The following is a 19,457-nucleotide window of genomic DNA, read 5'->3' as shown; positions in this document are numbered from 1 at the left end:
CCGGCGATTACAGTTGTTCGCTCAGTTCTCTTTCTTTTTTGATAAGCTCTTCAAGCTTCGGTACGATGGCGTTTAAGTCGCCGACGACGCCGAGGTCGGCTACGTCGAAGATCGGTGCGCCTTCGTCTTTATTGACGGCGATGATCAGGTCGGATTCTTCCATACCTGCCAAGTGTTGGATGGCGCCGGAAATACCTAATGCCAGGTACAATTCGGGACGTACGGTTTTACCGGTTTGTCCGACTTGTTGGGATTTTTCGATCCAGCCGGAGTCGACAGCGGCTCTGGAGGAAGAAATTTCAGCACCCAGTTCGTGTGCCAGGCCGTCTAAGGCGTCGAAGCCTTCGGGACCGCCTAAGCCGCGACCGCCGGATACGAGGATGTTGGCTTCGGTGATGTCTTTTTTCTTGTTTTCGATTTTCAAGACTTCTTTTAAGCGAACAACGGGTTCGGCGTGGCTGAATTCGAATTTGTCTTCGATGATTTCGCCGTCGTCGGTTTGTACTTCAACGCTGGGCATAACGCCGGGGCGTACGGTAGCCATTTGAGGACGGAAGTCTTCGCAGACGATGGTAGCCATTAAGTTACCGCCGAATGCGGGACGGGTCATGCGAAGGAGTTTGCTTTCCGGGTCGATTTCCAGTTTCGTACAGTCGGCGGTCAAACCGGTGTGTACGCGGGCAGCCAAGTTCGGAGCCAAGTCACGGCCGATGGAGGTTGCACCGAAGAGCACGATTTCGGGTTCGTATTTTTTGATGATGCCGTAAACCATGTCGGCATAGTCTTCGCTTAAATATTCTTTTAAGCGGGGATCTTCGACTACGACGGCTTTGTCTGCGCCGTGGCGGAAGAGGATTTCAGCTTCGCCCTTGACGTTTTCGCCAATGAGCATACCGACAACTTTTTGACCTAAATCGTCGGCCAATTCGCGGGCCTTGCCCAGGAGTTCGATACCGACTTTTTCAAGTTTGTTGTCTCTTTGTTCGATAAATACGTATATATCTTTACTCATGTGGTTCTCCCCCTTAAATGATGTATTTTTCTTTAAGTTTTGCGAGAATAGCTTGTGCAGCTTCGTCAGCGGTTAAGTCTGTAAGCAATACGCCTGCTGCCTTACCTTGTTTCGGGAAGGATTGTTTAACGCGGGTCGGAGAACCTTTCAGACCGATGTTGGACAGGTCGAGTTTGTCTTCGATGTCTTTTAAGCCCCAAACGGTAATGGGTTTTTCTTCCGCTTCGTAGATGCCGCGAATGGTCATGTAACGGGGTTGAGCACATTCAGCCAAGGTGGTAATCAACAAAGGCATGTCGGCTTCGAGGATGTGGTAACGATCTTCGAATTGACGTTTAACGATGACTTTGCCGTTTTCAACTTTTACATCTTCCGCATAGGAAATGGCGGGGATGTTCAGGTGTCTTGCAATTTGGGGACCGACTTGTGCCGTGTCGCCGTCGATGGCTTGACGACCTGCGATAACTAAATCGTAGTCGATGTGTTCGATGGCTGCGGTAATGGTACAGGATGTTGCCCAGGTGTCGGCGCCGCCGAAAGCGCGGTCACTGACTAAGATGGCTTCGTCTGCGCCCATGGCGAGGGCTTCGCGAAGTGCGTATTCTGCTTGGTTCGGGCCCATGGAAAGTGCGTAAACTTTGACGTTTTCCGGATCTTGGTCCTTAATGCGCAAAGCGACTTCCAAACCGGATAAGTCGTCCGGGTTGATGATGCTGGGGACACCTTCACGGATCAAGGTGTTGGTTTTGGGATCCAAGCGTACTTCCGTTGTGTCAGGTACTTGTTTAATACATACCACTATATTCATGATAACCTCCTGTATGCTCTTATTTCAAAAGTTGGCTGCCGATAACGAGGAGTTGAACTTCGCTGGTACCTTCGTAAATCGACGTAATCCGCGCGTCTCTGTAAAGACGTTCGATCTTGTAGTCTTTGATGTAGCCGTAACCGCCGTGTACTTGAAGGGCGTCGTAGACGATTTCGTTGCAAGTTTCAGAGCAGAAGTATTTAGCCATGGAGCAAATCTTCGATGCGTCTTCGCCGCGGTCTTTTGCTGCAGCTGCTTCGTATACGAGAAGTTTGGCGGCTTCTAATTTAGCGGCCATTCTTGCGATCTTGAAGCTGATGCCTTGGAATTTAGCGATGGGTTGACCGAATTGAACACGTTCTTTAGCGAATTTAACGGCTTCGTCTAAAGCGGCTTGTGCAACACCGATGGCTTGGGCGGCAATACCGATACGGCCGACGTCCAAGGTCTTCATGGCGTTGGTGAAGCCTTTGCCTTCTTTACCTAACATGTTTTCTTTCGGTACGCGGACGTTTTCAAGTACGATGTCCGAGGTGGGGCAGCCGATGATACCCATTTTTTCTTCGGGCTTACCGAAGGATACGCCTTCGCTCTTTAAGTCAACGATAAATGCGGTGATGCCGGCACTGCCTTTGGCCTTCATGTCGGTCTTGGCATAGATAATGCTGTAATCGGCAATGGGTGCGCCGGTAATAAAGGTCTTGCGACCGTTAAGGATCCATTCGTCTCCGTCCAATACGGCGGTGGTTTTGGTGCCGCCGGCATCGGAACCTGCGCCCGGTTCGGTTAAGCCGAAGCAGAACATGAGCTCGCCGGTGGCGATTTTGCTTAAGTATTTTTCTTTTTGTTCGGGGGTACCGCTTAATTGAATCGGTGCGCCGCAAAGGGAGTTGGGACTCGATACGAAAACGGAAGCTACGGCGCTTTTCTTTGCGATTTCTTCCATAACAGTAACGTAGGCTACGTGGTCGCCGCCGGCGCCGCCTAATTCTCTGGGAACTTTAATGCCGAAGAATCCGGCTTCGCCCATTTTGCGAACGACGTCCAGGTCCAAACAGCCGGTTTCTTCAGCTGCATCCAAAACGTCATCGGTTAATTCCTGTTCAGCAAATTTAATTGCCAAATCCCGAATGAGTTTGTGCTCTTGCGTAAATTCCATGTTTTCCTCCTAATTTTTCTGCACTGTACTCATATGTACAGCCTGCGTTTGTCGAATTGGTAGGGACGTTTTCCCGGCACCCGGCAAATTCCGTTTTTTGCTTTATGCCGCGTCTTTTACCAACTAAATAAGATTTGGTCACAGGGAAGGAAATGAAAACCTTCTTGTATACCAGTATACCTCATATGCATAAACATCACAAGAAAAAAAAGCAAATTTCCAGGCTTCGTTTCCGAAGCCCGGATTTGCTTTTTTCAGATGTTTTGCCTACACCATAGGGTTTAGCGATAGTATTTGTCCATCATTTCTTTGAAGATGGGCAGGGATTTTTCGCAGGTTTCCGTGTTGACACAGTAGCTCAAGCGCATGAATGCCTTGGAGCCGAAGCCGGTGCCGGGAACGACGAGCATATCGTATTCTTTTGCCCGTTCGGAGAAGGTTTCGCTGTCTCCGTCCGGCGATTTAATAAACAGATAGAATGCGCCTGCCGGTTTTGCTACGACATAGCCCATTTCGGTTAAGCCGTCGAATAAGAGGTCTCTGTTTTTCTTGTAAACTTCGACATCGGCATCGACATCGACGCAGCGTTCGATGACTTTTTGCATCAAGGTCGGTGCACAGACGTAACCTAACGCACGGCCTGCGCCGCCGATAGCGGGCATAAGGTCTTTGTCTTCAACTTTTCCGGGAACGAGGATGTAGCCGATACGTTCGCCGGGTAAGGACAAGGATTTAGACCAGCTGTAGCAAACGACGGTGTTGTCGTAAATGCTGGGTACCCAAGCGACTTCCACGCCGTCGACGAGGACGAGTTCGCGGTAGGGTTCGTCACTTAAGATATAGATGGGGCGGCCGAATTCTTTGCTCTTCTTTTCGAGCATGGCTGCCAATTCTTCCAATGCTTCCTTGGAATAGATAACGCCTGCCGGGTTGTTCGGCGTGTTGATTAAGACGGCACGGGTGTTTTTCGTAATGGCCTTTTCGACGTCTTCGGTATGCAGTTGCATATCGTCACGGGGATCGACGAGAACCATTTTTCCGCCTTGGGATTCGATGAAGACGGTGTATTCAGGGAAGAAGGGTGCGAGAACGACGACTTCATCGCTGGGTTCTTCGATCAATGCTGCCAATGCAATGTTTAAGGAAGCAGCGGCACCACAGGTCATGTAGAGGTTGTCTGCGGTGTAGTCGGTGCCGAAGCGTTTGTTTAAGTTGTCGGCGATGGCTTTTCTCGTGGATTCCAAACCGTTACCGGCGGAGTAGCTGTGAACCGCTTGGGGCGCTTCGTTTTGGATGATGTCCAAAATTGCTTCTTTTACTTCCTTCGGTGCGGGAACGCTGGGGTTACCGATAGAGAAGTTCAAGACGTTTTCGGGACCGACGATTTTTGCACGTTCTGCGCCAAAACCGGCCAATTCACGGATAACGGATTTTTGTTTACCCAGAGAGGTCATAATTTTATTTGCCATATAAAACTCCTTTTTTTAATTTTGTTTTTAAGTGACAGGGGGGATTATGCGTTTTCCAACGCTTTGCGTTTTTCTTCGCGGATGGCTTGTTCGCGATAGGTATCTTCGCGGGTGCCGCCGAATCCGGTTGCCTTGCCGATGAAGCCGCCGATGACCGCACAGATAATGGCGGGGACGATCCATTCAAAGGCGAAGTTAGCCAAGGGTAAGGTGTTGATTTTTTCAACGAGGCTACCCAAAGCATTGCCGCCGTTCATTTTAGAGAACAGGTTGATGGCTTCGATGACGCCGATAGCGCCTGCGCCGATAACGCCGCCGATGAAGACGCCGTTGTACTTGATTTGGAAATCAAAGATCGATGCGAGGATTAAGAAGATAACGATGGGGAATACAGCCGTGAGTACGGGAACGGCGATTTTGATGATGCCTTCGACGCCGATTAAGGAGATGGCGAAAGCGATGACGTCAGCCACAATAACGATGTGTTTGTATTGTAATTTGCCGTCGGTAACATCTTCGAAGAAGTTCCCGCAGGTGGAGGTCAAACCGGTGGATGTGGTGAGGCAAGCCAGCGCAACACCTAAACCTAAGAGGAATTTACCTACGCCGCCTAATAAGGTTTCGACGGTGCCAAGTAAGATGGCGGTACGGTCCATATCCGGTGTGAACATGGAGCTGACGGTACTTCCGACGTAAACGAGGGAGCCGTAGACGAGGGCCAAGCAGATAAAGGCGATGATACCGATTTGGATGCTTGCTTTAACTTGGCTCTTGTCGTCGGTGTAGCCGCGGCGGATCAAGTCGGTTAAGACGATACCACTCATGAGGGATGCCCCAAGGGCGTCCATGGTTTGGTAACCTTCTTTAAAACTCATTTTAAAGAGTTCGGGGGTGTCGGTAGCAATGGCTGCTGCCGGCGGGTTGGCAATGGCTACGGCGGTAATAACCGCGAGGATGATTAACAGGCCCGGTGTGAGGAATTGGCCGATGTAGTCCAATACCTTGCCGGGGTTAAGAACCAGGTACAGGGTCAAGCCGAAGAAGACGACGGAAGTGACCAACGGGGGTACGCTGGGAAGGTTCGGTGCAATAAACATTTCGTGGGTCGTGGCACCGGTTCTGGGAACGGCGAAGAACGGCCCGATGATTAAAATACAGATAGCCGAGATAACAGCCGAGAATTTCCAACCGACGCGCTTTCCGAGGTCGATGGCCCGTCCGCCTAAACGTGCAGTGACGATAACGCCGAGTACGGGAAGAACCGGGTCAGAGAGAAGGAAGCCGAGTGCGGCGGTGAACCAACGGTCACCGGCTTCTACGCCCAGGTAGGGCGGGAAGATCATGTTACCTGCGCCAAAGAAGATGGCAAATAGTGCAAAACCACAGACGATTATGTCTTTTCTTTTAATTTCCATAAGCACTCCTTAGCCCTTTCGGGCTTCTGTGTTCGTAGCCTGAATTTACGATTACAGACCGTTTACGATGTTGATGGGCTTTTCGCCTTTTTCGATTCTTGCCATATTGTCGTAGGACCATTGGCTCATACGCATGAAAGAATCATCGGTGGTACCGGCAATGTGGGGCGTAATGGAGAAACGAGCCAAGCCGGTTTCATTTAAGTGGAACAAGGGATCGTCCGCTGTCGGCGGTTCCGGTGCGATAACGTCGATGGCAGCGAAGATCTTGCCTGCGTTTAATGCTTCAGCAACATCGGCATTGTTCATTAAGTCGCCGCGAGCAACGTTTACGATAATTGCGTCTTGTTTCATCTTTGCGATGGCTTCTTTGTTGATCATGCCGCGCGTGGAATCCAATACCGGTACGTGGTAGGAGATGATGTCGCATTTTTCGTAGATTTCGTCGAGGCTTAGGTATTCGACGTCGTATTCTTTTTCGAATTCTTCTTGACGGAAGACGTCATAGTAGTACATTTTGCAGCCGAAGGGTTTTAATAATTTAACTGCTTCGTGACCGATGGCACCGAGGCCGACGAGACCGACGACGCGGGAACCCATTTCAACTTGTCCCTTTTCGGTAAATTCTTTGTAGCTTTCTTTGAAGCCTTCAGCGCCTTTTAATTTAATCTTCATGTCTGCTTCGGGCATTCTGCGAAGGCTGGTGAGCATGTGGCCGATGGCCAATTCTGCGACGGGGCGAGCGTTAACGCCGCGGTTGTTACATACGTAGATGCCTTTTGCCTTAGCAGCTTCTAAGTCGATCTTGTCGAAGCCGACGCCTAAGGATTGGATCAATTTAACGTTTTCCAATTTGTCGATGACTTCTTTTCTGAAGAAATCGACGGGACCGCAGTGGATGACGTCAGCGTCTTTACATTGTTCCGCTAATTCTTCGTCGGAGCAGGGATAATTAATGTACTTGTAGTCCCAGTCTGCCGGTCTTTCCACGCCGAATTTTTCAACGTAGTTTTTGTTACAGGTACTTCTGATTTTTAACATTGTTTCCTCCTTCTTCTTGGATGTGAAATAGTTTTCCTACCGTTTAGCCGAATCCCCCTCTCGGGGGCGGCTAAACAAATTTATATACACGGGACACCGGTATACAGCTTAGATAATGTCTGCAAAAGTTTGAAGTGCCGTCTTCGCTTGTTCGAAGCTGACCATTTGTTGATCCACTTCGATCATGTTCATGGGAATACCTTCAGCTTGCAAGTCTCTGCGGACGATGGGGAAGTCGAACTCGTCGGTGTCGCTGAACTTGGTCAGGAGATAGACGACGCCGTTTGCACCGTGTTTTTTGACCTTTTCCGCGATAATGGGGCCTCTGAGTTTCTTTTCGTCGAAGACGAAGGTGTTGCCTTCGATATTGGCAAATACTTCGGCCAAGGCACGAACCGGGTTGCCGGTCTTTTCTTTTGCCGAGGCTTCGTATTGATTGGATTCGTGGATGACGTTGTCGTCAACAATGCCGAAGCCGAATTCTTCGAAGATCTTTAAGATGTCTTCCGAGTTGGCGATGATGCCGGTGGTGACGATTTTTTTGCCTTTAAATTCTTCTTCGGGCATGGCGCGAAGTGCTTCGTTAATGGCTTTTACCTTTTCAAGGTGTTCGTCCTTGGCATAAACATAGGCACTGGAGAATACGCGATTACGCAGAAGCGGCGTAATGGTGTTTAAGTGCTTGGCAGCCAATTCGTTGAATTCCAACATGGCTTTTCTATGTTCGTTGTAAAGCACGATGGCTTCTTCGATTTTTTCGTCGGCAATTTTTTCGCCGGCGATTTTTTCCAATGCATCTTTGAAGTGCAGGAATTGTTTTTCGTTGAAGACGATGCCGGCTTCGATCTTACGGTTTTGGCCGTAGGGGATGTAGAGCATGGGCACGTCGATGGCGCGTTTCCAGTTTTGGCTGAGGCCCTTTAAGCCGTCGCTTAAGTTGGTAATGACCATGCCGGAAAGCTTGTCCAGCTTGCCTTGAAGACCTAAGTCCATGGTACGCAGGATCAGTGAGGCGTAGAATGCGGGGAAGTATTCCTTGCTTTCTACGACTTCGCCTTCGGCGCCCCAAATGGTAATGGGGACCATGCCTGCGGCGTGGATGATTTCTTCCGGAACAACGCCCGGAGCCGAAACACCGATGACTTTCTTGCCTTCGTTTACATAGCGATCGATCCCTTTCAGGGCATCAATTTCTAAGGATTGAATTAAATCTACCACGCTCATCCTTATGCCTCCTTCGATTTCTTTTGCTTGTTCGCTTCCATGACTTCGATCAGCCCTTGGACACGGGTGTCATATTGGGCCTCGGAGAAGTTTCTCGGGTCTGCTTGGTCGCCGTCGAAGGTCGCCGTGGGAAGGCCGGTCTTTTCTCTGAAGTCTCTTTCCATTTGATAGGAAATGGCACTCCATTGTTTGCAGGAGCGGTTGATGTGAACGAGCATGCCGTCAACGTTGTTTTGCTCTGCGAGCTTCAAACGCATATCTAAGGCGCGTTCGTAGCTGATGGCATTGGGGGTGCCGCAGTAAGCTTGCATTAATTCCCTGGTGTTGTCATAGACGTAACCGAATGCGTCGGCATAAACGGTACCGACGACGTTGACGCCGGCGCCTTGAAGGCCCTTGTAGGTGTGGCGCAGGTGCGGCCAGCAAGCGATACCTTCGAAGATGATGCGGTATTTTTCTTCGCCCTTGAAGCCGGAGACACCGTCTTTGACTTTTTGGTCGAATTCTTCAGCCAAGCGTTCGAAAGCGATAGCGGATTCCAATTTACCTCTTGCACAAACGGCAACGGCCATGTGGTTGAAAATGTCGAAACCGTTGAAGGGCGAGGGGGTGTATTTGGAATAAGCCGTGGCGTCGAGCCATCCTCTACCGGTTCTGTCGGAGATTTCCATGACTTCTTCGAATTTTTCTTGATCCCATTTCCTGCCGGAAATTTCTTCCAGTTGTTTAATGGCGACGTCGAATTGTCCCTTTAAATAAGCGACGCGGTCTTCGCCGGCTTCGTATTCGTTGTTGTAGGGAACGTCGATCATGATAAAGGGAATGTCCAGGTCTCTTGCCAGGTTTTCATACCATTTGATCATGCAGTTACAGATGTTGTTGCAGCAAGCGACAAAGTCGGGTTGCGGCATGTTCAATTCGGGAATGTCCGTTTCTTCGGTGTAGGCCATGGAAATTCTGGCGTAAGCACAGATGTCATTGGAATAGCCTTCGTCTTCGGCAACATTACACATGCGTTCCCCGCCGCCTTTGGCTGCAACAGCCGCTGCGTGGTTTTCCGGATATACGACCTTAATGTCTAAGGTTTCCAGAATTTCTTGGGGGAAGTTCGATGCACACCAGCCCACCGGTTCGCCGGCGGCCTTGGCTTCTGCTGCTTCCTTGTAGCCGTTGCCGGCGATCATGGCGATCATTTTTGCCGGCGGAACGTCTTTATACTGTTCTCTGATTTGCGCTTCTCTTTCTTTTAACGATTCTTTAGACATACTCCATCCTTCCTTAATTCTTCTGTTGACAAGCTTCATAGGCGTAAAGTGCTGCGCCTAATGCACCTGCTAGTTGCGAATCTTCTGAAACTTTAATTTCGCAGTCCAATTCGTCTTCCAATGCGCGTACGATGCCGGGATTTCTCGAGACGCCGCCGGTCATGACCACCGGTTGTTTTAAACCGACTCTACGTGCCAGACCTGCCACTTTCGTCGCCACGGAAGCGTGAATCCCGCGAACGATGTTGGGAATGGGATTGTCTTTTGCCAGGGCGGAGATAACTTCCGATTCCGCAAACACCGTGCAGGTGGAGCTGATCGACGCTTTGGCCGTGGCTTCGGCATCGAGCTTTCCTAAATCGTCGATGTGCACGTCCAGGACGCGGGCCATGACTTCCAGGAAGCGGCCGGTCCCTGCGGCACATTTGTCGTTCATGAGGAAGTTTTGCAGCATCCCGTCTCTGACGGCCAGGGCCTTAATGTCTTGGCCGCCGATGTCTACGATGGTGCCGATGTCGCCAAACAGGAAAACGCCGCCTTTGGCGTGGCAGGACAACTCGCTCATGGTCTTGTCCGCCCCTTTAAAGGAGTTGCGTCCGTAACCTGTGGCTACGAGGTAATCGATGTCTTCTCTCTTAAGGCCGGTCTCGGCGACAACCTTGTCGATGACTTGTTGTGCGCCGGTGGTGCCTGCGCCTAAACTGACCACTTGTTTTGCCAAGACATCTTTTCCGTTCTTCAAAATCACTGCTTTTGAAGAAGTGGAGCCGATGTCGATGCCCATGGTTATAATGTCCACTTTCCCATCCTTCTAATTTCTCAGTATCGTTCGTTCAGCTTATTTATCCCATTCGTAAGCAATTTTGCTTTCGATGAGTTCCTTGATCTTGGCGTCGTCGTAGCCCAGTTCTTTTAAGACTTCTACGGTGTGTTCGCCAATGAGGGGGCCTTTTTCGTAAGGCGTTTTGCCCATTTCGTGGTAACGAACCGGTTGGTTAACGAGAATGCGTTCGCCGCTGGGGTATTCCATTTTGCGGAAGCAGTCGTTGGCCCAAGCTTGTTCGTCTTCCAGAAGTTCTTCCCAGTTCTTAGCCAATGCGAAGGGAATGTCCGCTGCAACGAGGACTTCGTTCCATTCGGCGATGGTCTTGGTTTCGAAGCGTTCCATAATGGCATCGTAAAGCTTCGGTCCTAAGCCGTTTTCGATTAAGTTTTGTACGGGGAAGTACTTGTCTTTTTCGTCGCCTAAGAATTCCGTGAGACCCAATGCCGTCATGAAGCGTTCGAAATAGGTATTGTAGTCGGGCATACAGGTTTGTACGTAGCGACCTTCTTTACTCTTCCAGCAAGCCAGGAAGGGGTTCGGGGAATTGCGAATGTCGATGGGGTATTTTTCGCCGTAATCGGTGTATTGAGCAGCTTGAACCATCATACCCATGTTGAAGATAGCGGTTTCGAACAAGCTGGTTTCAACTTTTTCGCCCTTGCCCGTCACTTTTGCATGATAGAGAGCTGCCAAGATACCGGCTGCTAAGTTCATGCCGACATTGTGGTCGCCGACGCCGGGTACGACGTTCATGGGGACATCGGATTTTTGTCTCAATGTTTCCAAATAGCCGCCACGTGCGAAGAAAGAGGTAAAGTCAAAACCGGGAAGGTCTTTGTCCGGGCCGTATTCGCCGTAGCCGGTGCAAATACCGTAAACGAGTTTCGGGTATTTTACCTTTAAGGTTTCGTAATCCAAGCCGGATTTAACCAAGGCTTTGGTACGCCAGTTGGTAATTAAGATATCGGCTTCGTCCAATAATTTGAAGAGGATTTCTTTTCCTTCTTCCGTACGGGTGTCGATGGAGAGGCAGCGTTTGTTGCCGTTTTCCAATTCCCAAGTGGTATTTTCGTGCATATCCAAGGGTCTGCCTTCAGAAGGGGCAGTGTAGCGAAGGGGGTCGCCGTTTTTTTGTTCGATTTTAACGACGTCTGCGCCTAAGTCTGCTAAGAACCGACCGGTTGTAGCCGCTGCAATAAATGTGGCCAGTTCAACAACCTTTACACCTTCTAAAAGTTTTCTGCTTTCTGTCATCTGATCCTTCCTTTCAAGTCCTTCGGGACTAACATCCCCATAACCTTGACAAAATTACTACTTAACAATCTTAACGATCCTAAACTTTTTCAAAATAACTTGAAAATTTCGGATCGCTGAGAACCAATTCGTGGACCGTGTTAATGTGCACGTCCGTGGCATCCAGCGCTTCGTTTAAATTCCGCGCTTCGATAGCCCTTAAAATGCGGTGGTGTTGATCCACCAAGATCGACAGGGACACGCCGCTGTCGACGTAAATATTGCGCCATCGGGCAATATGAAGAAGGTGATCGTCCAATAAGTGCAGCACGTCTTGCGAGTCGTTGGCGCCTAAAATAAAGTTGTGAAACTCTTCGTCCAGAAGGCGGAAGCGCTCGACGTATTTTGTTTCGCCGACAAAACGCCTCTGTTCTTCCAGATTGGCCTCCATCTTCCCGTAAATGTCTGATTTATCAACGGGACACTTCATAAAACCTCGTAAAACTTCTTTTTCTACTGCCGCCCGTATAAACAGGGCTTTGCGTATGTAGACCGGGTTTACCAAGCTTACGTAGGTGCCGCGTTGCGGGTAGACGACTAAAAATTTTAATTGTACCAAGCGCGCAAATGCGCTCCGAACTACCGACCGAGACACATCGAATTGACGGCTGATAGCGTTTTCGCTGATGCCCATACCCGGATACAGCGTCAGGTCGATGATCTGGTTCAGAAGTGCCTGATACAGGGTGTCCGAGTTGGTCCTGCTTTCCATACACGTCTCCTTCTTGTCTACTAGTCTACTATGTCATAAAAACAATTGCAAGTTGTTTTTATATTGTGTAATAATCCAACTTCCATATTCGAATCTATTCTATCATACTTCGCAAAAGCCGTGTTTAACCTGTTTTTTCTTTTCCGATTTTTTTCCAATGAAATTGCATCGCTGCGGGCAATTTTTGCAATAGTTTTCCCGTTCTCGCCTTAAAAAATTCATCCCCCGAGATTTTCTACAGTATTTATCTGCTTTTTTCTGTTTTTTCTCTTGATAAAAATTTCATTTGTAGTAAAGTATTACTTGTATACAAGGAATTATAGCCCACGCATTGAAAAAGATAACGCTTTCTGCAGCGAAAACATAGGAGGTCACCATGGACTATAACAAGACCCTCGGGCACATGCCTTTTTTATGGCATGAAATGTATCCCGAACGCGTCGCCATTATACATAAGGAGAAGGAGTACACTTACAGGGATTTACACCATATTTCTCTGTCTTTCGCCGCGTACTTCGCCACCTCGGGCATCAAGCGAGGCGATCACGTGCTTATTATGGGCAAAAATTCGGCAGACTGGATTTTCGCCTTTTTCGGTTTGCAAATGCTCGGTGCCGTCACCGTGCCGGTGAACCCTTCTTTTACGACCTCTGAAATCGCACAAATCATGGACATAGTCGGCGCCAAAACCGTGGTGACCAACGGACAGCAGGATTATGCCCAACACATTCGCGACCTCTACAAAATCAACAAGGATTTCCACGTCCTCTACACCAACGAAGGCTACAATTATTCCCACTTGCTGAGTTTAGAGCTTGCCGATAATCCCACGGAAGTGGCGTGCATTCTCCTCACCTCCGGCACCACCGGCGTGCCCAAGGGGGTGCAGCTCACTCACAGAAACCTTATTTCCAATGCCGATACCATGGTAAAAGTCGTCGGTTGGGACGAAACGGATCGCTTCTTGCTCTGCGTACCCATGTTCCACTGCTTCGGCCTGTCGGCCACGGCTTTGTGCGCCTTTATGTGCGGCGGCTCCGTGGTGATCTTGGATAATGTGAAGTCCTACAATCAATTGGCCTCCATCGGCCGCTACAAGATCACGGTCTTTAACGGCGTGCCCACCCTCTTTATCGTGGCCATGCGCCACAACAATTTGGAGGACTACGACCTCTCCTCCTTAAAGAGCGGCATTATCGCCGGCTCGCCTTTGACGCCGCATGAATATGAAACCATCAAATCCGCCTTCGGCTTCGAGCATTTGATTCAGTCCTACGGCCAGACGGAGACCTCCCCCGCCGTTACCTTGGTGCGCCCCGGCGAAAGCGAAGAAATTGCTTCCACCAGCGTGGGCACCCCCATCGACGGCGTGGAAGTGGCCATTGTGGACAACAACCACAAGGAACTGCCTCCCCATTATCCCGGCAACATTTTCGTTCGCGGCATCAACGTCATGGTCGGCTACATTAACGGCAAAAACCGCTACACGGAAAAAGACTGGCTCTGCACCGGGGATGTGGGCTACAAAGACGAAGCGGGCCACCTTTATATTTCCGGCCGCACCAAGGACATTATTATTCGCGGCGGCGAAAACATTTCCGCCATTGAAATCGAAAATGTGGTGAAGGAGCTGGACTTTATCGATCAGGCCCGGGTGCTGGCGACGCGGGACGCTTTTATGGGCGAAGAAGCCTGCCTCCACATCTCCCTGTTGGAAAAAATGGACGAAAACAAGGTCAAGGACATGATCCGCCACTACATCCACCACAAATTGGTGAAGTACAAGGTGCCGAAATACATCGTGATTCACGACGCTCTGCCCACCAACGGCACGGGAAAAATCGACGACAAGGCCCTTATCGCCTACATGAAAGACCATTTGAACTAAGAACCGACCGCTTCGGCGGTCTTTTTTTATTGCACATTTGCCGGCGGGTTTTCGCACGCAAAAAAAGGACGGTTTCCCGTCCTTAAGCCAAGTGCATTTTTTCCGGTGCGAAGATCCGCGGATCCATTTCCTTCACATTCGCCGCCACTTTCGGCGGAAAGGCCATGTGGGCCGCAATGTCTTTCTCAATGTCTACCCCCGGCGCCACTTCCGTAATGAGGAAGCCTTCTTCCGTAAGCTTCATGACGCAGCGGTCCGTAATAAAGGTGATGTCATGGCCCTGCTTCAAGGCGTAGGCGCCGTTAAAGGTTCTTTGGGGCAGGGCGTCGATAAATTTCATGCGACTGCCCTCTTTGTCGATGACGAGCTTGCCCCCTTCCACGTGTTCTTCCAGGCCCCCCGTGGTAAGGGTGCCTACGAAGAAAATCCGCTTCGTGGCTTGGGAGATGTCGATGAAGCCGCCGCAGCCGGCGAAGCGCCCGCCGAAGCTGGACACATTAATGTCGCCTTTTTCGTTCACTTCCGCAAAGCCCAAAAAGGCCACGTCCAATCCGCCGCCGTTGTAAAAATCAAATTGCTGACTCATGGGCATAACGGCGTGGGCATTTAAGGCCGAACCGAAATTCGCCCCGCCAAGGGGCACGCCGCCGATAATGCCGCATTCCAAGGTGAGGGTGATGGAATCGCTCAGGCCCTCTTCCGCCGCCACGTGACCCACGGCCTCGGGCATGCCGTAGCCTAAATTCACCACATCCCCCGGGCGAATCTCCATGGCCGCCCGGCGGGCGATGATCTTCCGCTCGTCCAAAGGCGCGTCCTTCACCTTGGCCACGGGCCGCTTCGTGTGCCCGGCGATGGCCGGATCGTAATATTCGGCCACGGTCTGGCGGTGGGTCTTTTCAGGCTCTGTGGCCACCACCACATAGTCCACGAAAATTCCCGGAATCACTACGCGGTTGCGATCCAAGGATTTGCTGTCCGCCGTGTACTTCACCTGCACGATGACCTTGCCGCCGCAGGCCTTGGCCGCCATGGCGATTTCACGGGCATCGACGATCCCCGATTCCTCTTCCATGGTAATGTTGCCCTGCTCGTCGGCGGTGGTGCCTCGAATGATGGCTACGTCCACAGGCTGGGCCTTGTAGTACAAATACTCTTCTCCGCCTAAGGTGACGACTTCCACCAAATCTTCCGTGGTGATGTTCGTGAGCTTGCCGCCCCCTTCCCTCGGATCCACGAAGGTGTGCAGGCCGATGGTGGTCAGTACGCCCTTTTGTCCGGAGGACAGGGCCCGGTACATTTTCGACAGCACCCCTTGGGGGAAATTGTAGGCCTCGATTTCGTGCTTGGACGCCTGCTCCGCCAAGCGGCGATTGCGGGCGAAATGCCCCGTCAAATAACGGCGCACCATACCCCGGTGGGAGATCTCCGTAATCCCCTCGTCCCCGTTGTTTCCCGTGCCCGCCGCCTGAAACAGGGTCATGTTCCGGGGATGGCCCTCCTCCAAAAAGCGATTGCCGATTTCTCGCAACAATTCGCTGGGCGTCGTGGCCAACAAAAAGCCCGATACGGCCAAAGTGTCTCCGTCCTTAATCAGTCGCGCCGCTTGTCGCGCATCGATTCTCTCCATTCCTTCGTCCTCCTTTATCTAGTCCGTTTCAGTGTATCTTAGGCAAAAAAAGAAGTCAAACAAAAAGGAGCCCTAGGGCTCCCTTGATAAATCATTTCACGGTCTCGAGGATCTCATATGCTTTCCCCATGCCGTCAGTGTATGCTTTTTTCAGAACCGGATCCTTCACACTCGGCTCTTCCGCCCAAAGGAAGATCAGGCTGTTGTCTTTATTGTATCGAAGCAGATTGTAGTCCCCATTTATTTTCTCCAATTCCTTTTGATTGACCACTTGGAAAGTGCCGATGAGGCCGCTACCCTTTTTCGCTTTTTCATTGGTCTTTTCGAAGAGCACGACCTTGCCGCCTGTTTCTTCCGCGCCGATGGCGTCTTTATAGGCCTTGGGAATTACCATGGATATATCGCCCACCTTCACGGGGTCGGCTTCCTTAAATACGTCGTTTATTTCCACGGTTTTCAAGATTTCCTTCACCAGTTGATTGGATTTCGTGTAGCTGTCACAAAGCTTTTTGTTCCCGGTATCCACCACTTGCACGTCGCTTGCAAATGTACAGAGGGTGTAGAAGTAATTGCCCTTGGCGAGGAGAATGGCGGGCACCGGTGAATCGGGATTCGCCATGGTCGTGATTTCGCCGATGCGCCCCATGCTCTCTTGGGCGTCGTGATTCATTTTGTCGTAGAAGGTCACTTGATGATGGGAATAAGTAATCACCAGCTGCTTTTCCCAATCCTTGGGCAGGGAGAAAGTCGCATTGCCGTAGGTCACGGTCTTCTCCGGCGTAAAGGCGGCATCTCCCTTGTAGGCGCCGACGACGGCCGCCCGATTGTTTTCGTCCCAAGTGACGGGGAGCTTCATCCCCTCGGCCAAAAAGCGCAGAGGCACGTAGGTGCGGTTCTTTTCGATAAAGGGGGCCACGTCCATGGTCATTTTTTCGCCCTTCGCCACGAATTCTTTTTCGCCGACGACCATTTTAACATCGCCGACGGTGACGGTCTTGCTCTTCTTGTCCCAATCTGCTTTCACGCCCATGGCTTCCGTGACACTTCTTACGGGAAGAAACAGGCGATCCTCCCGCACAATGGGCTGTTCCTTGTAGTCTCTCGCATCGATGCCGTTAATGTAGAGGGTAATGGGCTCTGCAGCAAAGGCCAGGCCGGGAATCATGGCGAGAGCCAGTGTTAATCCGAGTAATTTTTTCATAGCAACCTCCTTTTTCTTTATTTTCTGCTTTTATTATACCCTCCCCGTTAAAAAGTAACGTCTTTTGAAATTCACCGCACAAAAAAACCTTGCGATTCTTTTACCGCAAGGTTAAATGTCCACGACTTCACCGAAGCCCAGCTCCTTCGCCAAAGCCAAGAGCCGCTCTTTTTCTTCTCGATCTGGGGCGCGCAGTTCGTCGATGAATTCGTCCCTAACACCGAAATGGCGATAGCTGATGAGCTTCGCCCGAGTGGTGTGAATCCTTTCGCCCAACACCTTCGCCGCCTCCCGAAGGCTGTGCTCGTTGTCCAGTGTGTCCAGGAGCACGAAGCGCAGCTCTTCGACCTTGCCGTGCTCGGCGAGGTAAGCGAGGTTTTTCTTCACCACCTCGTTGTCCCGACCCGTGATCCGAAGGTGATCTTCCTTCTCCCAGGCCTTCACATCCAACATGACCCCGTCGGAAATCTCGAGGAGGCGGTTTAAATCCCCCTTGGAGAAATCCAGGCCGCCGTTGGAATCGATGAGGGCCGTGAGGCCTCTTTCTTTCGCCATTTGAAAGAGGGGGATCAGTTCCTTCGCCTGCAAAGTGGATTCGCCGCCGCTCACGGAAATCCCTTCGATAAAAGGCATGGCCTTTTCGATTTCCGCCATTAAATCCGCGGCGCTCATGGCCCGCACCTTCGGCGAGGCACCGTGGGTGCAGGTGGCGATACACTTGTCGCAGTCCACGCATGTCACCGGATTCCACACCACTTTGCCCTCCACGAAAGAAAGGGCATCCGCAGGACAAGTGGCCACGCAGTCGCCACAGTGTATGCAGCGGTGAATGGTCTCGGGATTGTGGCAGTATTTGCAATTGAAATTGCATCCCTGGAGGAAAATAGCAAAGCGATTCCCCGGACCGTCCACAACGCTCATGGGAATCAGCTTGTTGACGAGAAGCATTAAACCCCTTCCACCTTCCGGTCCAAAATGCCGTACTTTGTCAGGGGATCGGCGGCGTATTGCACCGTGTCGTAGGACACTTGCTTGCCTGCCTTAAAGGCTTCCACGTCGGATTTTTTCACGAGGTAGCCCGTGACGCGGATGAGATCGCCGTCGTCGTTGTAAGCGGAAAGGTAGCGGTTCCCCAGCTTGAAGCCGCCCTTAAACACGTCCAGCACCGCCTTCGGGTTTCTCTTCGCCGTTTCGTCGAAGGGGAAGTGATCGCCGACGCCAGAGGGGAAGTATTTTTGGAACTTCGCCGCTTGGCGAATGTGGCTGTAGAGATCCGGCTCTTGGCCGATGGGAATGCGGTGGGCCGCCGTGGTGCCCTCATCATTTGCCGCACCCACTTGGGCGTGGAGCATAAAGCGGTGGTTCCACACCGGGCTGTAGGCCGATTCAAATTGGCCGACACGCTCTTGGATAAAGTCCATGACGCGAATGCCCATGGCGTCCGCCGCCTCGTCGATGCCGTACTTACCTTCCACGCCGTCAAGCTTTAAGAGGGCTTCCGTGCATTCCGCCAGGCCCACCATGCCGAAGAGGCCGACGAAGTTGTTCAGGTCGATGAAATCTTCCTTCACGAGGAAATTGGATTCGAAGAAGGCCGTTTCTTCCACCAAATAGCGAATCTTCGATTCCATAAAGTGGAGCATGGTGTCGATGGCGTGGGGCAGATTCTTTTCGAAGAAGCCTTCCACGCTGTCGGCGCCCAAGGCGATTTTGTTCAAACGCAGGCGGCTCAAGGTAAAGGCGCCGCCGTGTTTCGGAAGGGCGTTGTAGCAGGAGGCGATGCCGTAGGGAACGTCGCCGAAATCGGCGCTGTAATAGGCGTCGTTGGCGAAGGCCGGATTGGCGCAGGTCAAGCTGCAGGCCAATGCCTTTTCAGCGAAACCGTCCGGTGTCTTTTCCTCGTCGTAAAGAAGCGTCATGTTCGGCGTCACAATTTGCAGCTCTTCCAAAAGCTCCAGGAGAAGATTCCCCGTCTTCGTTTCGTAGGGGCCGATGTTGGCGTGGCAGAAAGAGTCGTCGACCGTGCGGTCCAGCTGCATTAAAAAGCTCTTTAAAATCGCCCGTGCGTCATCTTCACCGGTCTTTTCAACAAAGGGCTCGAGGAGATCGTCCAATGCGCCGATGTAGACCGGGAAGCGGGTGATGCTCGGGACGTGGTGATACATAATCAAAAGGGCCGTCGTGGCTTCGATGAGCGTCTTCGGCGGTTCGATGCGCAAAAATTCACTGCCCTCTTTCAAAAACTTTTCGTAATCGGGCAGAATGTAGCGCGGCGCATAGGGGGCGTGGCCTTCGTCTAAATCGCAAATTTCCCCCTTGGCGTAGAGGTCGTAAAAGGCGTCGTCATCGGCCACGGGGTAATCCAAACTGTTTTCCGCAAGCTTTGCCAGGCGGAAAGTTTGTTGCTCGTAGGTTTGCGCCCTGTCCTTTTGCACGTCCCGCACCGCTTGATGAAATTCGTCCATGGTGAAAAAGCGTTCCATAATAGCCTCCTGTCGTAATAAATCGTCCCTT

16 protein-coding genes are annotated in these 19,457 nt (G+C 51.2%); 1 reads left to right on the top strand and 15 read right to left on the bottom strand.

All coding sequences use genetic code 11. From position 1 onward, the window contains the following. Positions 1-7: 7 nt before the first annotated feature. The 11 genes from WKT05_RS08360 to WKT05_RS08310 all read right to left on the bottom strand — a co-directional run bounded on the left by WKT05_RS08360 (position 8) and on the right by WKT05_RS08310 (position 12,224). Positions 8-1,012, bottom strand: coding sequence for an electron transfer flavoprotein subunit alpha/FixB family protein (locus WKT05_RS08360; RefSeq protein ID WP_215506708.1), 1,005 nt, complete (start codon positions 1,010-1,012; stop codon positions 8-10). Positions 1,013-1,025: 13 nt separating this feature from the next. Then, positions 1,026-1,820, bottom strand: coding sequence for an electron transfer flavoprotein subunit beta/FixA family protein (locus tag WKT05_RS08355; protein ID WP_215506706.1), 795 nt, complete (start codon positions 1,818-1,820; stop codon positions 1,026-1,028). 19 nt (positions 1,821-1,839) lie between these two features. Next, on the bottom strand, positions 1,840-2,979 hold the full coding sequence (locus WKT05_RS08350; RefSeq protein WP_340413715.1) for an acyl-CoA dehydrogenase family protein: 1,140 nt from the start codon (positions 2,977-2,979) through the stop codon (positions 1,840-1,842). 281 nt (positions 2,980-3,260) lie between these two features. After that, positions 3,261-4,448 (bottom strand): pyridoxal phosphate-dependent aminotransferase, encoded by a 1,188-nt coding sequence (locus tag WKT05_RS08345; RefSeq protein WP_340413714.1) that lies wholly within the window; start codon positions 4,446-4,448, stop codon positions 3,261-3,263. A 44-nt stretch (positions 4,449-4,492) separates the two neighbouring features. Then, positions 4,493-5,863, bottom strand: coding sequence for a branched-chain amino acid transport system II carrier protein (gene brnQ / locus WKT05_RS08340; protein ID WP_340413713.1), 1,371 nt, complete (start codon positions 5,861-5,863; stop codon positions 4,493-4,495). A gap of 51 nt (positions 5,864-5,914) precedes the next feature. Further along, positions 5,915-6,904 carry a 2-hydroxyacid dehydrogenase gene (locus WKT05_RS08335; RefSeq protein WP_215506698.1) on the bottom strand — a complete coding sequence of 330 codons (990 nt, stop codon included), beginning with the start codon at positions 6,902-6,904 and terminating at the stop codon, positions 5,915-5,917. 108 nt (positions 6,905-7,012) lie between these two features. Beyond that, on the bottom strand, positions 7,013-8,128 hold the full coding sequence (locus tag WKT05_RS08330) for a 2-hydroxyacyl-CoA dehydratase subunit D (RefSeq protein WP_340413712.1): 1,116 nt from the start codon (positions 8,126-8,128) through the stop codon (positions 7,013-7,015). 2 nt (positions 8,129-8,130) lie between these two features. Then, entirely contained in the window at positions 8,131-9,393 is a 1,263-nt protein-coding gene (locus WKT05_RS08325) for a 2-hydroxyacyl-CoA dehydratase subunit D (RefSeq protein ID WP_340413711.1), read from the bottom strand. 13 nt (positions 9,394-9,406) lie between these two features. Next, complete coding sequence (locus WKT05_RS08320) at positions 9,407-10,192, bottom strand: acyl-CoA dehydratase activase (RefSeq protein WP_340413710.1); 786 nt, start codon at positions 10,190-10,192, stop codon at positions 9,407-9,409. Positions 10,193-10,231: 39 nt separating this feature from the next. Beyond that, complete coding sequence (locus WKT05_RS08315) at positions 10,232-11,473, bottom strand: CaiB/BaiF CoA transferase family protein (RefSeq protein ID WP_340413709.1); 1,242 nt, start codon at positions 11,471-11,473, stop codon at positions 10,232-10,234. Positions 11,474-11,552: 79 nt separating this feature from the next. Next, on the bottom strand, positions 11,553-12,224 hold the full coding sequence (locus WKT05_RS08310) for a GntR family transcriptional regulator (protein ID WP_340413708.1): 672 nt from the start codon (positions 12,222-12,224) through the stop codon (positions 11,553-11,555). A gap of 376 nt (positions 12,225-12,600) precedes the next feature. On the opposite strand from WKT05_RS08310, the gene WKT05_RS08305 reads away from it, so the two are divergent. Continuing rightward, on the top strand, positions 12,601-14,112 hold the full coding sequence (locus WKT05_RS08305) for a class I adenylate-forming enzyme family protein (protein WP_340413707.1): 1,512 nt from the start codon (positions 12,601-12,603) through the stop codon (positions 14,110-14,112). Positions 14,113-14,194: 82 nt separating this feature from the next. Here the strand turns inward: WKT05_RS08305 and WKT05_RS08300 are convergent, their stop codons facing one another. The 4 genes from WKT05_RS08300 to WKT05_RS08285 form a co-directional block, all read right to left on the bottom strand. Next, positions 14,195-15,742: an acyl CoA:acetate/3-ketoacid CoA transferase gene (locus tag WKT05_RS08300; protein WP_340413706.1), complete on the bottom strand. Its 1,548-nt coding sequence runs from the start codon at positions 15,740-15,742 to the stop codon at positions 14,195-14,197. A gap of 91 nt (positions 15,743-15,833) precedes the next feature. After that, positions 15,834-16,943 (bottom strand): copper amine oxidase N-terminal domain-containing protein, encoded by a 1,110-nt coding sequence (locus tag WKT05_RS08295; RefSeq protein ID WP_340413705.1) that lies wholly within the window; start codon positions 16,941-16,943, stop codon positions 15,834-15,836. 111 nt (positions 16,944-17,054) lie between these two features. Then, on the bottom strand, positions 17,055-17,891 hold the full coding sequence (locus tag WKT05_RS08290) for a YjjW family glycine radical enzyme activase (RefSeq protein WP_340413704.1): 837 nt from the start codon (positions 17,889-17,891) through the stop codon (positions 17,055-17,057). After that, entirely contained in the window at positions 17,891-19,426 is a 1,536-nt protein-coding gene (locus WKT05_RS08285) for a YjjI family glycine radical enzyme (RefSeq protein ID WP_340413703.1), read from the bottom strand. Before WKT05_RS08285 ends, WKT05_RS08290 begins: the two co-directional genes overlap by 1 nt. Positions 19,427-19,457: the final 31 nt, after the last annotated feature.

It is taken from the genome of Peptoniphilus sp. HCN-40583 (genome assembly GCF_037892835.1).
GTDB classification, from domain to species: domain Bacteria; phylum Bacillota; class Clostridia; order Tissierellales; family Peptoniphilaceae; genus Aedoeadaptatus; species Aedoeadaptatus rachelemmaiella.
The sequence above is the reverse complement of the archived record's forward strand: the minus strand, read 5'-3'. Positions and strand labels throughout refer to the sequence as shown.